This window comes from Sinomonas sp. R1AF57, from assembly GCF_002224485.1.
GTDB classification, from domain to species: domain Bacteria; phylum Actinomycetota; class Actinomycetes; order Actinomycetales; family Micrococcaceae; genus Sinomonas; species Sinomonas flava.
Genome location: NZ_CP022463.1, coordinates 684119 through 697822 on the forward strand (window position 1 = coordinate 684119; position 13704 = coordinate 697822).

Below are 13704 nucleotides of genomic sequence, written 5' to 3' on the forward strand. Positions count from 1 at the left end.
AAGTTCCACCGCGGGGTGCACGTGGGCATGATCGGGGTCAACGTCCCGATCCCCGTCCCGGTCGCGTACCACTCCTTCGGCGGGTGGAAGAACTCCCTCTTCGGCGACAAGCACATCTACGGCGAGGAAGGCGTGGCCTTCTACACCCGCGCCAAGGTCATCACCCAGCGCTGGCCCGAACCCACCCACGCCTCCGGCGCCACCTACAGCTTCCCCTCCAACTAGCCACGCCGGTTCAACGGAGCCCAGCGGAGTCGAAACCCGCAAGCGGTTCCGACTCCGCCCAACCACCGCCTCGGCCCGACCGCGAAGGAGCACCATGACTGACATCGAGAACAAGATCATCATCGGGACGGCCCCGGACTCGTGGGGCGTCTGGTTCGCCGACGACCCGAAGCAGACCCCGTGGGAGCGCTTCCTCGACGAGGTGGCCGAGGCCGGCTACAAGTGGATCGAGCTGGGCCCCTACGGCTACCTGCCGACGGACCCGTCCCGGCTCGCCGACGAGCTCAAGGCCCGCGACCTGCAGGTCTCCGCAGGGACCGTGTTCACCGCGTTCCACCGGGGCGGGCGGCCGGGGGACGCAGCCTTCGAGGAGGCCTGGGAGCCGGCCTGGCGCGTCGCCGAGCTGACGGCCGCGATGGGCGGCGAGCACATCGTCGTCATCCCCGCCATGTGGCGCGACGACGTCACCGGCGAGGCGGTCGAGAACCAGGTCCTCTCCTCCGAGCAGTGGGACTCGCTCTTTAACGGCCACAACGAGCTGGGCCGCCGCCTGCAGGAGCAGTTCGGCCTGGCGCAGCAGTTCCACTCGCACGCGGACTCCCATGTCCAGGGCCAGGCCGACATCGAGCGGCTGCTGGAGAACACCGACCCGGAGCTGCTCACCCTGTGCCTCGACACGGGCCACGCGGAGTACGGGGGAGCGAGCAGCGTCGACCTCATCCGCAAGTACCCCGAGCGCATTGGCTACCTGCACCTGAAGCAGATCGACCCCGACGTCCTCGCGAAGGTCCGCGCGGAGAACATGACCTGGGCTGCCGCGAATATCGCCGGGGTCATGGTCGAGCCGCCGTCGGGCCTGCCTGACCTGCGCGAGGTCATCGAGGCGGTCGAGGGGCTCGACCGCCCGATCTTCGGCATCGTCGAGCAGGACATGTACCCCGTCGCGTTCGACGTCCCGCTCCCGATCGCCAAGCGCACCCGCAACTACCTCCTCTCGTGCGGGTCCCGCACGCGCGTCTCCTGACCTGCCGGTCTTCACCGAAACAGACCTAGAAAGGCACATTCCCATGGCTGAGAACCTGCGCGTCGCCGTCATCGGCGCCGGCCGTATGGGCGCTGACCACATCCAGCGCCTCCACACGCGCATCCACGGGGCCGACGTCGCCGCCGTCGTCGACATCGACCTCGAGCGCGCCAAGGCCGCGATCGCGGACATCCCGGGCGCCCAGGCGTTCGCGACCCCGGCGGAGGCCTATGCGTCCGGCACGGTGGACGCCGTCCTCATCGCCACGCCCGGGTTCCTGCACGAGCAGGCCCTCCTCGAGGCCCTCGAGCTGGACATCCCGATCCTCTGCGAGAAGCCGCTCACCCCGGATGCCGCCTCCGCGTGGAAGATCGTCGAGGCCGAGCAGAGGCTGGGCCGCCAGCGCATACAGGTCGGCTTCATGCGCCGCTTCGACGCCGAGTACGCGCAGCTGGGCGGCCTCGTCCGCGGCGGCGACCTCGGCGAGCTGCTCATGCTGCACTGCAGGCACCGCAATCCCGACACCCCGGCAGGCTTCACCAACGAGATGCTCATCAATGACTCCGTGGTGCACGAGTTCGACGTGATCCGCTACCTCACGGGCGAGGAGATCACCTCCGTCCAGGTGCGCCTCGGCAAGGCCTCCTCGAAGGCGCCGGCAGGCCAGCACGATCCGCAGCACGTCCTCATCGAGACGGAGTCCGGCGTCCTCGCCGACGTCGAGATCTTCGTCAACGCCCAGTTCGGCTACGAGGTCGCCACCCAGGCCGCGTTCGAGGACGGGATCGTGGACATCGGCAACGACGGCGGCGCCTACATCCGCCGGGCCGGCCGTTGGGGCGGTGAGGTCACTCCCAGCTTCATCGAGCGCTTCGGCGCCGCCTACGACGTCGAGGTCCAGTCCTGGGTCGATGCTGCACTCCGGGGTGGGATCGGCGGCCCGTCCGCCTGGGACGGCTACGCCACCGCCGCCTGCTGCGAGGCGGGCGTCGAGGCGCAGAAGAGCGGCGAGAAGGTCGCCGTCGTGCTCAACGAGAAGCCGGAGCTGTACCGTGCGGGGACAGCCGCGGAGGCGGCGAAGTGAAGATCGCGCTCGATCCCACCCCGTTCCACTCCACGCATTCGCTGCTCGAGTTCCCCGCCCTCGCCGCGGAGCTGGGCTAAAAGTACCTCCAGATGACCCCGCACCGGGACTTCATCCCGTTCTTCACGCACCCCAAGGCCGACGACGAGCTCGTCCGGCAGTTCCGCAAGGCCTGCGCCGACGCGGAAGTCGAGGTCGCCTCGGTCCTGCCCGTCCTGCGCTGGTCCGGCCCGGACGAGACGATGCGCGAGGCCGCGGTGCGGTACTGGAAGCGTGCCGTCCAGATCACCGTGGACCTGGGATGCAGCCAGATGAACACAGAATTCTCGGGGCGCCCCGAGAAGCCCGAGGAGTCTGAGGCCTGCTTCTACAAGTCCATGGAGGAGCTCGTCCCCGTCTTCGAGCGGGAAGGCGTCCACGTGGCGATCGATCCGCACCCCGACGACTTCGTCGAGGAGGGCCTCGCCGCCCTGCGCGTGATCCGCGGCATCAATTCGCCCAGCATCGGGATGGTCTACGTCGCCTCGCACACCTTCCACATGAAGGACGAGCCGCTGGAGATCATGCGTGCCGCCGGGGAGCGCATCCGCGTGGTCCACGTTTCCGACACGATGAACCACCACGCCTCCCACGGACTGCGGTACATCACCAATCCGCCCGGCAACGATGTGCGCGTGCACCAGCACCTCAAGATCGGCGACGGCGACGTCAACTGGGACCAGTTCTTCGGCGGCCTCGGCGAAATCGGCTTCCTCGACCGCGACGACACCGTCATGGTCTCGAGCGTCTTCGCCGAGAACGAGAACGCGGACGAGGTGTCCCGTTTCCAGCTGCGCACCATGCAGGACCGCGTCTCGCGGGTCTCGCGCTGACGCAGCTTCCGGACGCCTCGATGGGGGATGACCGGATCCCGAGGGGCCCAGGCCCGGTGACTCGCTCACCGGGCCTGGGCCCCTCGCCGTCCCCGGCCGCCGAGGTCACCCCGTGTGCGCGCGAGGTCACCCCGCGTGCGCGCGAGGTCACCCCGTGTGCGCGCGAGGTCACCCCGCGGAAATGCGCACGACGGCGCGCGGCCGCCCGCGCCGGCGCCGGCCACCCGCCGTCGTACCTGAGAAGCGTGTGGGGCGGGAAGAGCTGTACCCGAAACGTCCTTGGGGCGAAAATGGCGTACCCGAAACAGGGTGGGCGGTGGGTCAGGCGGTGAAGGGGAGGCGGGCGTCCACCTGCTGCGCGTCCCAGGTGGAGCGGATCCAGCCGTGGTGGGGGTCGTCGCTGATGAGCCACTCGCGCACGCGGCCCGGGCCGGCCATCACATTGAGGTAGTAGAGGTCGTAGCCGGGAGCCGCCATCGCGGGCCCGTGCCAGCCGTGGGGGACCAGCACGACGTCGCCGGTGCGCACCTCGGCGTTGACGTCGATCGGCCGCTCGTCCGAGGCGTACACGCGGGCGTACCCGACCGGGTCCTGGCCGGCGGCGGTGTCGGTGCCCGTGGGGGACCCGGGGGCCAGACGGGTCTCGAAGTAGTAGATCTCCTCGAGGAAGGTCTCCCCGTCCTTCTCCTCATCGTGCTTGTGCGGAGGGTAGGAGGACCAGTTCCCTGCAGGCGTGATGACCTCGCACACGATGAACCGGTCCGCTTCGAGCGCGGCGGGCGTGCCGAAGTTGTGCACCTGGCGCGAGCAGTTCCCCGCCCCGCGCAGCTCGACCGGCGTCTCTTCAGCCCGCACGAGCCGCGTCGGGTACTCCGCCTTCGCGGGGGCGAGGGCGACGGCGACGCGGCCGCCCTCCGCGCTGGAGATCTCCACCGCCTTCCCGATGCCCGTGTAGAGGACGTCGCTCGGGCCGGAGAAGACCGAGGCCCGGCCGCGCAGGGAGTGGGCGACGCCGTCGACCGTCACCTCGAAGGCCCCGGTGAGCGGCACGACGATCCGCTCCTCGCCAGTGGCCTCGAGGGAGACCGAGGCGCCGGGCGCGAGCTCGGCGACCTTGAGACCCGTGTGCTCCCAGCCGTCCACGGCCGTGGAGCTGTCGTGGCCGCCGAGGGAGACCTGCCAGTCGCCGTCCTTGGCCGTTCCGAGGGGGTAGACCCACTCTGCCATGTGATTCCTTTCGTCAGGTGCCGCTCGGGCGCTGCCTCAGCGCTGGACCAGCGTCATCTCGAAGCTGTACGAGTCCGCCCGATAGACGTGCCGGCCGGTCTCGACGTTGCGCCCGGTGTCGTCCACGGCGGTGCGCTCCATCGTCACGAGCGCCGAGCCGGGCGCCGTCTCGAGGAGCTCGGCCTGGTACTCGTCGGCAACCGTGGCCCCGATGCGCTGGTTCGCGAGGCGGAAGTTCACCCCCGCGTCGCGCAGGATCTGGTACATGCCGCTCTGGCGCAGGCCTTCCTCGGTGAGCTCGGCGACGTCGTCGCGCACCCAGTTCTCCATGAGGGCCAACGGCTTCTCGCCGACCGAGCGCAGGCGCGTGAAGTGGTAGACGCCGACGTCGGGCGGCAGCTGCAGCGTCTCGGCGATGTCCCGCTCGGCGGGGCCGTGACGGAACGCGAGCACCTTCGTGGTGGGCTGCTTGCCGCCACGCGAGAGGTCGTCGAAGAGGCTCGAGAGCTCGAGGTGCCGGCGCACCTGGCTCGCGACGACCTGGGTGCCCACGCCGCGCTTGCGCACGAGCAGGCCGGCGCGGACCAGCTCGTCCATCGCCTTGCGCATGGTCGGGCGCGAGAGGTTGAGCTGCGCCGCGAGCTCGATCTCGTTCTCGAGCCTCGAGCCGGGCTCCAGAGTGCCGCTGCGGATCATCGCCTCGATCCCCTGGACCACCTGGTGGTACAGGGGAATGGGGGACGAGCGGTCGATTGGGATGTTGAGGCTGGCTGCCATGACCCCTCCTTGGGTCGAGGTGACGGGTCCTGTGTCCTCGAACCGCTTTGTTTATTTGATAGGACAAATTCTCCACGCTCATCCTAGCAGTCGCAACCCCATTCCTCCGGGAATTCCGGCGGAAGGATGGTCGGCCGGCGCTTGTCTGCAGGAGGTGACAAACCATCATTGATGCTTCGGAGCGCTCCAAAAATTAGTGCGTATGTGTGGACAAACTGTTGACAGCGGTGATGTACGTCACCCAAGATCGACGCAAGAGCCTCAGGGGCCGGCGCAGCCGCCGGCCAGGCCGAGATCAAAGGAGATTTCCGTGACCAAGTTTTCGTGGCGCCGCGCAGCTGTTGTGGCCCTCGCCGTGCCCGCGCTCGCCCTCTCGGCCTGCTCGGCCGGCGGCAAGGCCGGTGACACCGGCGGCGGCAGCGGCGGCGGCCAGGCTGCCTCGACGCCCAGGATCAAGGTCGCGCTCGTCACGCACGCAGCAGCGGGCGACACGTTCTGGGACATCGTCCGCAAGGGCGCCGAGGAGGCGGCGTCGAAGGACAACGTGGACCTGCAGTACCTCAACGACCCCGAGGCGGGGCGCCAGGCCCAGCTCGTCCAGCAGGCGATCGACTCGAAGGTCGACGGCATCGCCGTTACCCTCGCAACGCCCGATGCACTCAAGGACGTCGTGAAGAAGGCGACGGACGCCGGCATCCCCGTGGTGAGCCTCAACGCGGGCGAGGACGTCTCCGCGAAGCTCGGGGCGTTCACCCACTTCGGCTCCAACGAGAAGCTCGCCGGCGAGACGGTCGGCACGCGCCTCGCGTCCGATGGGTACAAGCACCCGATCTGCGTCATCCAGCAGCAGGGCCACGTCGGCCTCGAGAACCGCTGCGCGGGCGTCAAGGCCAAGGTCCCCGGCACGGAGATCCTCTACGTCAACGGCCAGGACATGACCTCGGTGCAGTCCACCGCGACCGCCAAGCTCCAGGCCACCAAGGACGCCGACGTCATCATCGGCCTCGGCGCCCCGATCACCCTGACCCTGCTCAAGTCCGTCACGGACGCCGGCAGCTCCGCCAAGGTTGCCAGCTTCGACCTCAACGCCGAGCTCGCGCAGAAGATCGCCGACGGGACGGTCATCTTCACCATCGACCAGCAGCCGTGGCTCCAGGGGTACATGTCCGTCGACGCGCTCTGGCAGAACAAGCGCGGCGGCTTCAAGATCGGCGGCGGCCAGCCCGTCCTGACCGGTCCGACCATCGTCGACAAGTCCAACGCTGCCGACGTCGTCAAGTTCGCCCAGCAGGGCGTCCGCTAACACCGGATCGCGGGCTGCGCGGCGCGCATCGTCCAGAAGTGCGCCGCGCGGCCCGACCACCAAGGAGCATCCCCCATGGCAACAGCAACCCTGCCGTCGGCGCCAGCGCCGCTTGCGGACGAGCGGATCGGGCGCCGCGGCCCGTTCCAGAAGCTCCTCGGGCGTCCCGAGGTCGGGGCCCTCGTGGGCGCCGTCGTCCTGTTCATCTTCTTCTCGTTCGTCTCGAGCACCTTCCTCCAGCCGAACGCCTTCGCCACCGTGCTGTACGGGTCCTCGACCATCGGGATCATGGCCGTCGGGGTGTCGCTGCTGATGATCGGCGGCGAGTTCGACCTCTCCGCCGGCGTCGCCGTGATCTCGTCGGCCCTGACCGCCTCGCTGTTCTCCTGGAACTTCGGCGTTAACGTGTGGGTCGGCGTCCTGCTCGCCCTCGTCGTCTCCCTCGGCATCGGGTTCGTGAACGGCTGGATCCTCGTCAAGACCAAGCTGCCGTCCTTCATCGTCACCCTTGCCACGTTCCTCATGCTCACGGGCCTGAACCTCGCCCTGACCCGGGCGATCGGCGGGGCGGTGTCCTCGCCGTCGATCGGGGCGATGGACGGGTTCTCGGCGGCCAAGGCGATCTTCGCCTCCTCGGTCTCCATCGCCGGGGTGGATGTGAAGATCACGGTCTTCTACTGGGTCGTCCTGGTCCTCATCGCCTCCTGGGTCCTCCTGCGGACCCGGGTGGGGAACTGGATCTTCGCCTCCGGCGGCGACGCCAACGCGGCACGCGCCGTCGGCGTCCCCGTCACGGCGACCAAGATCGGCCTGTTCATGGGCGTGGGCTTCTGCGGGTGGCTGCTGGGCATGCACAACCTCTTCGCGTTCGACGCCGTGCAGTCCGGGGAGGGCGTGGGCAACGAGTTCCTCTACATCATCGCCGCGGTCATCGGTGGCTGCCTGCTCACCGGCGGGTACGGCTCGGCCGTGGGCGGGGCGATCGGCGCGTTCATCTTCGGCATGGCCAACAAGGGCATCGTGTACGCGCAGTGGAACCCGGACTGGTTCAAGTTCTTCCTTGGCCTGATGCTCCTGCTGGCCACGATCGTGAACCTCATCGTCAAGCGCCGCGCGGAACTGAAGTAGGACGGAGTGGCCACCATGGCACAGCACAACGCAGCCCAGCACATCAGCAACAAAGACCTCCTCGCGGGCGAGAGCGACCCGCTGACCGACCGGCCGGTGCACCTGCTGCACCTGGACTCTGTGGGCAAGCACTACGGGAACGTCATTGCCCTGCGGGACGTGACGATGGCCGTGGACAACGGCCGGGTGACCTGCGTCCTGGGCGACAACGGGGCGGGGAAGTCGACCCTGATCAAGATCATCGCCGGGCTCCACCAGCACGACGAGGGCACCTTCACCATCATGGGCGAGGAGCGGAAGCTCTCCAGCCCACGCGAGGCTCTGGATGCCGGAATCGCCGCCGTGTACCAGGACCTAGCGGTGGTCTCGCTCATGCCGATCTGGCGGAACTTCTTCCTCGGCTCCGAGCTGACCACCGGCGTCGGCCCGTTCCGGCGCATGGACGTGAACCGGATGAAGGAGATCACCAAGAAGGAACTGGCGCAGATGGGCATCGACCTGCGCGATGTCGAGCAGCCCATCGGCCAGCTCTCCGGCGGCGAGCGCCAGTGCGTGGCGATCGCCAGGGCCGTGTACTTCGGGGCCAAGGTCCTGATTCTGGACGAGCCCACCGCCGCCTTGGGTGTGAAGCAGTCCGGGGTGGTCCTGCGGTACATCCTCCAGGCCCGTGACCGGGGCCTCGGAGTCATCTTCATCACCCACAACCCGCACCACGCCTACCCCGTCGGGGACCGGTTCCTGCTCCTGAAGCGCGGCCGCTCGATCGGCTACTACGACAAGAAGGACATCACTCTCGAGGAGCTCACCGCCCAGATGGCCGGCGGCGCCGAGCTCGCAGAGCTCGCCCACGAGCTCGAACAGCTCGGCGGCCACACCCAGGCGCTCAAGGAGGTCAAGGCCGAAGCCGCCGCGGTCACGGCGGAGGCGCCCTCCTCCGAGCGGGACCTCTCGACCCGCCCCTGACCCCCTTTCATCGACTGCTCCACAAGTGTCGTTATCGAGCCTCAGACCGACACTTCTGGAGCAGTCGATCGGGGTGTGGGGGACGCGCACGACGGCGCGGCGCGGCACCCAGCCCGCCGCGCCGCCGTCGTGCGCTGGTATGCGGGTGACGAGCGCACCTTGACAGGACAAAGTCGGAGCGTCTCAGATGGTGACAACGTTACCTTGGAACGTTCCACTAACCCGGCGGAGGAATCGGCATGAGCATCAGAGTCGGCGTGATCGGCGCCGGAATCATGGGCGCGGAGCGCGTCCGTTACCGGGCGCTGCAGATGTCAGGAACTGCACAAGCCGCGGCCGGAAGCGGCCACTGGGGGCGTCGTCCGTCCCCGAGATGTGCAGTTTCGGGCGCCGCTCAGAAGATGTCCCCTCAGGACGTGACCCTCAGAAGATGACCCTCAGGAGAGGACCTTCAGACGGAAGCCGCTGGGGCCGTCGAGGCGCGGACCACGAGCTCGGGCGCCAGGAGCTCGCGGTGCGGGGGAGCGTCAGGGTGGTCCAGCCGGGAGAGCAGGGCCCGGGCGGCGGCGGCGCCGACCTCTCGTGAGTGTCCGTCCACGCTCGTGAGCTGGAGGTACCGGTAGGCGGCGAGAGGCGAGTCGTCGTGACCGACAAGCGATACCTCGGCCGGCACCGACAGGCCGCGTTCGCGAAGCGCCGCCAGCGCCCCGACCGCCATGACGTCGTTGCCTGCGACGATCGCCGTCACGCCCGCGGTCCCGTCGAGCAGGTCGCACGCAGCGGCATAGCCGTCCTCCTCGGAGGTCCCGCCGTCCTCGCCTGTCACGGCGGGCGCGAGGCCGGCCGCCGCCATCGCGGCCTCGTATCCCCGTCGCCGATGCGCGCCGGGCCCGCTGCGGCCGGTCAGGTGGCCGATGCGCCGGTGCCCCAAACCGATGAGGTGCTCAGTTGCGAGACGCGCGCCCAGCTCGTCGTCGCCGGTCACGATATCGGCGTCCTGCGCGCCGCCCAGTTCGCGGGTGCCGGCGACGACGATCGGCGCGCCCACGCCGTCGAGCGCGCCGGGCGCGGGCTCGGCGGCGACGACGAGCGCGTCGACGTGCTGGGCGAGGAAGCCGTCCACGGGATTGCGGCCCGAAGCCGCGTCGAGCTGCAGATCGGCGACGCTCGCGGTGTACCCCGCAGGGTCGAGGACGGAGCGCAGCCCCGCGAGGAGCTCGACGAACCAAGGGTTGTGGAAGTCATCGATGAGCACCCCGACCGTGCGCGTGCGCTGGCTGGCGAGGGCTGCGGCGGCCCGCGACGGACGGTAGCCCAGCTCTTCGATGGCGGCCTCGACGGCCTCCCGCCGCGCCTCGCTCACGTGCGGAGAACCGCGCAGCACGAGCGAGACGAGCGACTTCGACACGCCGGCCCGCTGCGCGACATCGTAGATCGTCGGACGGGGGCTCGTATCGGCTGGCACGGGTCCATCATGGCACCCGCCGCTGACGGGCACGCGCTGGGAAACGCCCCGCCGCGCTCTCTATTGACAGGACAAAGTCGCCGCCTCTACCCTGTTTTGGAGCGCTCCAAAATTAGGCAATCCCCGGCGACGCCGGACCCCTCGAAGGAGAGAAACATGAGCAAGCCCCTCGGCGTCGCCGTCATCGGCGCAGGCATGGCCGGCAAGGCCCACGCCGCCGCATACCGCACCGCGAGCACCCTCTACAAGCCCACCCTGCCGGGGATCCGCCTCGTCTCGATCGGGGACGTCAACGCCGAGTTCGGTCAGGCCGCCGCGACCCGCTTCGGCTACGCCCGCCACGACCCGAGCTGGCAGGCCATCGCCGAGGCGGACGACATCGACGTCGTCTCGGTCGTCATCGCCAACTCGCTGCACCGCGAGGTCGTCGAGGGCCTCCTCGCCGCCGGCAAGCACGTCCTCTGCGAGAAGCCGCTCTCCGACTCGCTCGTGGACGCCCGAGCGATGGCCGACGCCGCCCGCGCCGCCGAGGAGCGCGGCGTCCTGGGCCGCATCGGCTTCACGTTCCGCCGCACGCCCGGCATCGCCGCGATCCGCCAGCTCATGCAGGACGGCACGCTCGGCCGCCCGCTGCACTTCTCCGGCCGCTACTGGACCGACTACGGCTGCAGCCCCGAGGCCCCGATGAGCTGGCGCTACAAGGGCGGCCCCGGCTCGGGCGCGCTCGCGGACGTCGGCAGCCACCTTGCCTACGTGGGCGAGTTCCTCTGCGGCGACATCCAGTCGGTCTCGGGCGGCCAGCTCTCCACCGCGATCGCGCATCGCCCCCTGCCCCTCGGCGCGGTCATGGGCCACGACCACGCGGCCGTCTCGGACCGCTTCGAGCGCGTGGAGAACGACGACGTCGCCTCCTTCTCGGCCGAGTTCGCCTCGTGCATGGGCTCGCTCTCGGTCTCCCGTGTCGCCGCAGGGCATGCGAACTCGCTCATGTTCGAGGTGTTCTGCGAGAACGGCGCGGCCGTCTTCGACCAGCGTCGCCCGGCCGAGATCGGCCTGTTCCTCCACGAGGGTCCCGACGCCCAGAATGGCTACCGCCAGGTCATCCTCGGCCCCGACCACCCGTACATCGCGGGCGGGCTGGCCATGGACGCCCCGAGCGTGGGCTTCGGCCAGAACGACGCCTTCGGCTACCAGGCGCGCGCGTTCCTCGAGGAGGTCGCCGGCCTGTCCGAGGCCGAGTCCCTCCCGCGCTGCGCGTCCTTCGACGAGGGCGTGCGGAACATGGAGATCCTCGACGCCGTCGCCGCCTCCGCCGCGGATGCCGGCCGCCGCGTCGAGGTGGGATCCGCCGCGAAGCCGACCGCCGCCGTCGTGCGCTGACCCCCTGAAAGGAACCGACATCATGGAGCTCGGCGTCTACAACGCGATCCTGCACGACCGTTCCCTGCCCGAGGCCCTCAAGGTCATCGCCGGCCTGGGTCTGACCGGGATCGAGATCAACACCGGCGGCTTCCTGCCCGCCGTCCATGTCCCCACCTTCGATGAGATCCTCGTCAGCGACGCCGCCCGCGACGACTACCTCGGGATCTTCGAGGGCACGGGCGTGGGCATCGCGGGCCTGAACTGCAACGGCAACCCGCTGCACCCCAAGGCCGAGATCGGCCAGAAGCACGCGGAGGACATCCGCCGCTCCATCCGCCTCGCGGAACGGCTCGGCCAGACCCGGCTGGTGACCATGTCCGGCCTGCCCGGCGGCGAGCCCGGAGCGACCGTGACGAACTGGGTCGTGAACGCCTGGAACTCCGCCGCCCTGGACGTGCTGGACTACCAGTGGGGGATCGCCGCGGACTTCTGGCGCGAGACCGACCGGTTCGCCGCGGACCACGGCGTCAAGGTGGCCCTCGAGCTCCACCCGCAGAACATCGTGTTCAACACGGCGGATGTGTACAGGCTCGTGGAGCTGACCGGCGCGACGCACGTGGGAGTGGAGCTGGACGCGTCGCACCTGTTCTGGCAGCAGATGGACCCGGTCGCGGTGGTCCGCGAGCTCGGCCCGCTCGTGTTCCACGCCGCCGCGAAGGATGTGCGCGTCAACCCCGAGAACGCTCGCCTGTACGGCGTCCTCGACAACCGCTTCCGCCGGCTCTCCCCGGACGAGCCCCGCACCAACCTCGGCGGTGACGAGTGGGCCAACGAGTGGCCCAAGGACTCGGCGTGGGACTTCGTGGCGCTGGGCCGCGGGCACGACGCCGCGTACTGGGCCGAGTTCCTGCGCGCTCTCCGCGACGTGGACCCGGAGATGATGGTCAACATCGAGCACGAGGACGTCTCCCTCGGTCGGATCGAGGGGCTCGAGGTCGCCGCCGGCGTGCTGCTCGAGGCGGCGCGGATGATCGGGGAGGACGCCCCGGCGCGCGCCTGACGTCCCGCCCACCCATCGACTGCTCCGCAAGTGTCGTTATGAGCCCTGAAACGGACACTTGCGGAGCAGTCGATGGGGTCTAGCGCACGACGGCGCGCGGCGGGGCCGTGCTCGACCTCACCGTCAGCGAGGGCGGGACGAGGACCTGCGCGGGCTGCCCGTCGAGCGCGGCGGACGCGGCACCGACCGCGGCTGCGGCGAGGGCGTCAGGGTCCTGGCGCACGCTCGTGAGGCTCACGTGGGCGAGGGCGGCGAGCCGTGAGTCGTCGTAGCCGACCATCGAGACGTCCTCCGGGATGCGCACCCCCCGCTCGCGCAACCCGTGCATGAGCCCCACGGCGAGGACGTCGTTGAACGCAACGACGGCGGTCGGCCGGGACGCGTCCGCACCGCGGAGGATCTCCGCGAGGCCGTCAGCCGCGGCCATGCCGTGCTCCTCGGTGGGGCCGGCGGGAAGCAGGAGGGGAGCGGCGCCGTCGTGCGCGGCGAGCAGCTCGAAGGCGTCTGCCCGGGCACGGGATCCGACGGCCCCGCCGCCGGTGACGTGCGCGATCCGCGCGTGCCCGAGGGCGCGCAGGTGCTCGACGGCGAGACGCACGCCGGCCGCCTCGTCGGTCGCGACGCTCGCGAGGGTCGGGCGCCCGGACGGCTCGAGGACGGAGACGGCCGGAACCGGCAGCTCGAGGAGGCTCTCGCCGGGCGCATCGGGAGCGAGGACCAGGAGCGCCTCGACGCCCAGGTCCAGCAGGTCCTGGACGGCCTCGCGCTCCGGCCGGCGCGGTCCCCGCGCCGAGAGCGCGACGCCGAAGCCCGCCTGCGCCGCAGCCGGATACAGCGCTTCGACGAGCTCGGCGTGGAACGCGCCGTCGAGGGCGAACACCACGCCCAGCAGGCGGCTCCGTGCGCTGCGGAGGAGCCGGGCCCGGGTGTCCGGCCGGTATCCGAGGCGCCGGGCGGCGGCGAGGACGCGCTCGCGGGTCGCATCGCTCGCGCCGGGTGCGTCGCGGAACACGATCGAGACGAGGGCACGCGAGACGCCCGCCGCTGCGGCGACGTCGGCCATGGTGGGGCGTCCGGCCATGCTCCCTCCTTCCGGGCGTCATCCTCACCCATACTACTAGATCGATCTAGACGAGCGCGGCAGTGCCGTGCCACACTGGCTCCAGACGCTTTGCTAGATCGATCTAGAAGCCTCGCTGCTATCGCCCCGACCC

12 protein-coding genes and 1 pseudogene are annotated in these 13704 nt (G+C 70.0%); 9 read left to right on the forward strand and 4 right to left on the reverse strand.

Annotation, left to right across the window (positions count from 1 at the left end; translation table 11 throughout):
• The 4 genes and pseudogenes from CGQ25_RS18390 to CGQ25_RS03190 form a co-directional block, all read left to right on the forward strand.
• On the forward strand, window positions 1-225 hold a 225-nt coding region (locus CGQ25_RS18390), incomplete at its 5' end, for an aldehyde dehydrogenase family protein (RefSeq protein WP_208710882.1).
• A 94-nt stretch (window positions 226-319) separates the two neighbouring features.
• Entirely contained in the window at window positions 320-1249 is a 930-nt protein-coding gene (locus CGQ25_RS03180; protein WP_208711776.1) for a sugar phosphate isomerase/epimerase, read from the forward strand.
• Between the two features lie 43 nt (window positions 1250-1292).
• On the forward strand, window positions 1293-2333 hold the full coding sequence (locus tag CGQ25_RS03185; protein WP_208711777.1) for a Gfo/Idh/MocA family protein: 1041 nt from the start codon (window positions 1293-1295) through the stop codon (window positions 2331-2333).
• Window positions 2330-3205 (forward strand): annotated as a pseudogene (locus tag CGQ25_RS03190) (sugar phosphate isomerase/epimerase family protein). Before CGQ25_RS03185 ends, CGQ25_RS03190 begins: the two are co-directional and overlap by 4 nt.
• A gap of 321 nt (window positions 3206-3526) precedes the next feature.
• On the opposite strand, the gene iolB reads toward CGQ25_RS03190, so the two are convergent.
• On the reverse strand, window positions 3527-4432 hold the full coding sequence (iolB, locus tag CGQ25_RS03195; RefSeq protein WP_208711778.1) for a 5-deoxy-glucuronate isomerase: 906 nt from the start codon (window positions 4430-4432) through the stop codon (window positions 3527-3529).
• Between the two features lie 36 nt (window positions 4433-4468).
• Complete coding sequence (locus CGQ25_RS03200) at window positions 4469-5209, reverse strand: GntR family transcriptional regulator (RefSeq protein ID WP_208711779.1); 741 nt, start codon at window positions 5207-5209, stop codon at window positions 4469-4471.
• Window positions 5210-5519: 310 nt separating this feature from the next.
• Here CGQ25_RS03200 and CGQ25_RS03205 point away from each other — a divergent pair, with 310 nt between their 5' ends.
• The 3 genes from CGQ25_RS03205 to CGQ25_RS03215 all read left to right on the forward strand — a co-directional run bounded on the left by CGQ25_RS03205 (window position 5520) and on the right by CGQ25_RS03215 (window position 8603).
• Entirely contained in the window at window positions 5520-6512 is a 993-nt protein-coding gene (locus CGQ25_RS03205; RefSeq protein ID WP_255405539.1) for a substrate-binding domain-containing protein, read from the forward strand.
• 75 nt (window positions 6513-6587) lie between these two features.
• Window positions 6588-7640 carry an ABC transporter permease gene (locus CGQ25_RS03210; RefSeq protein ID WP_208711781.1) on the forward strand — a complete coding sequence of 351 codons (1053 nt, stop codon included), beginning with the start codon at window positions 6588-6590 and terminating at the stop codon, window positions 7638-7640.
• A 15-nt stretch (window positions 7641-7655) separates the two neighbouring features.
• Complete coding sequence (locus CGQ25_RS03215) at window positions 7656-8603, forward strand: ATP-binding cassette domain-containing protein (protein ID WP_208711782.1); 948 nt, start codon at window positions 7656-7658, stop codon at window positions 8601-8603.
• A 451-nt stretch (window positions 8604-9054) separates the two neighbouring features.
• Here the strand turns inward: CGQ25_RS03215 and CGQ25_RS03220 are convergent, their stop codons facing one another.
• A complete protein-coding gene (locus tag CGQ25_RS03220; protein ID WP_208711783.1) occupies window positions 9055-10068 on the reverse strand; it encodes a LacI family DNA-binding transcriptional regulator in 1014 nt (337 codons plus the stop codon).
• A gap of 156 nt (window positions 10069-10224) precedes the next feature.
• Here CGQ25_RS03220 and CGQ25_RS03225 point away from each other — a divergent pair, with 156 nt between their 5' ends.
• Both CGQ25_RS03225 and CGQ25_RS03230 read left to right on the forward strand, forming a co-directional pair.
• Window positions 10225-11448 carry a Gfo/Idh/MocA family protein gene (locus CGQ25_RS03225; protein ID WP_208711784.1) on the forward strand — a complete coding sequence of 408 codons (1224 nt, stop codon included), beginning with the start codon at window positions 10225-10227 and terminating at the stop codon, window positions 11446-11448.
• Between the two features lie 22 nt (window positions 11449-11470).
• Entirely contained in the window at window positions 11471-12490 is a 1020-nt protein-coding gene (locus tag CGQ25_RS03230) for a sugar phosphate isomerase/epimerase (RefSeq protein ID WP_208711785.1), read from the forward strand.
• Between the two features lie 79 nt (window positions 12491-12569).
• Here CGQ25_RS03230 and CGQ25_RS03235 read toward each other — a convergent pair whose 3' ends face one another.
• On the reverse strand, window positions 12570-13571 hold the full coding sequence (locus CGQ25_RS03235) for a LacI family DNA-binding transcriptional regulator (protein WP_208711786.1): 1002 nt from the start codon (window positions 13569-13571) through the stop codon (window positions 12570-12572).
• Between the last annotated feature and the right edge of the window lie 133 nt (window positions 13572-13704).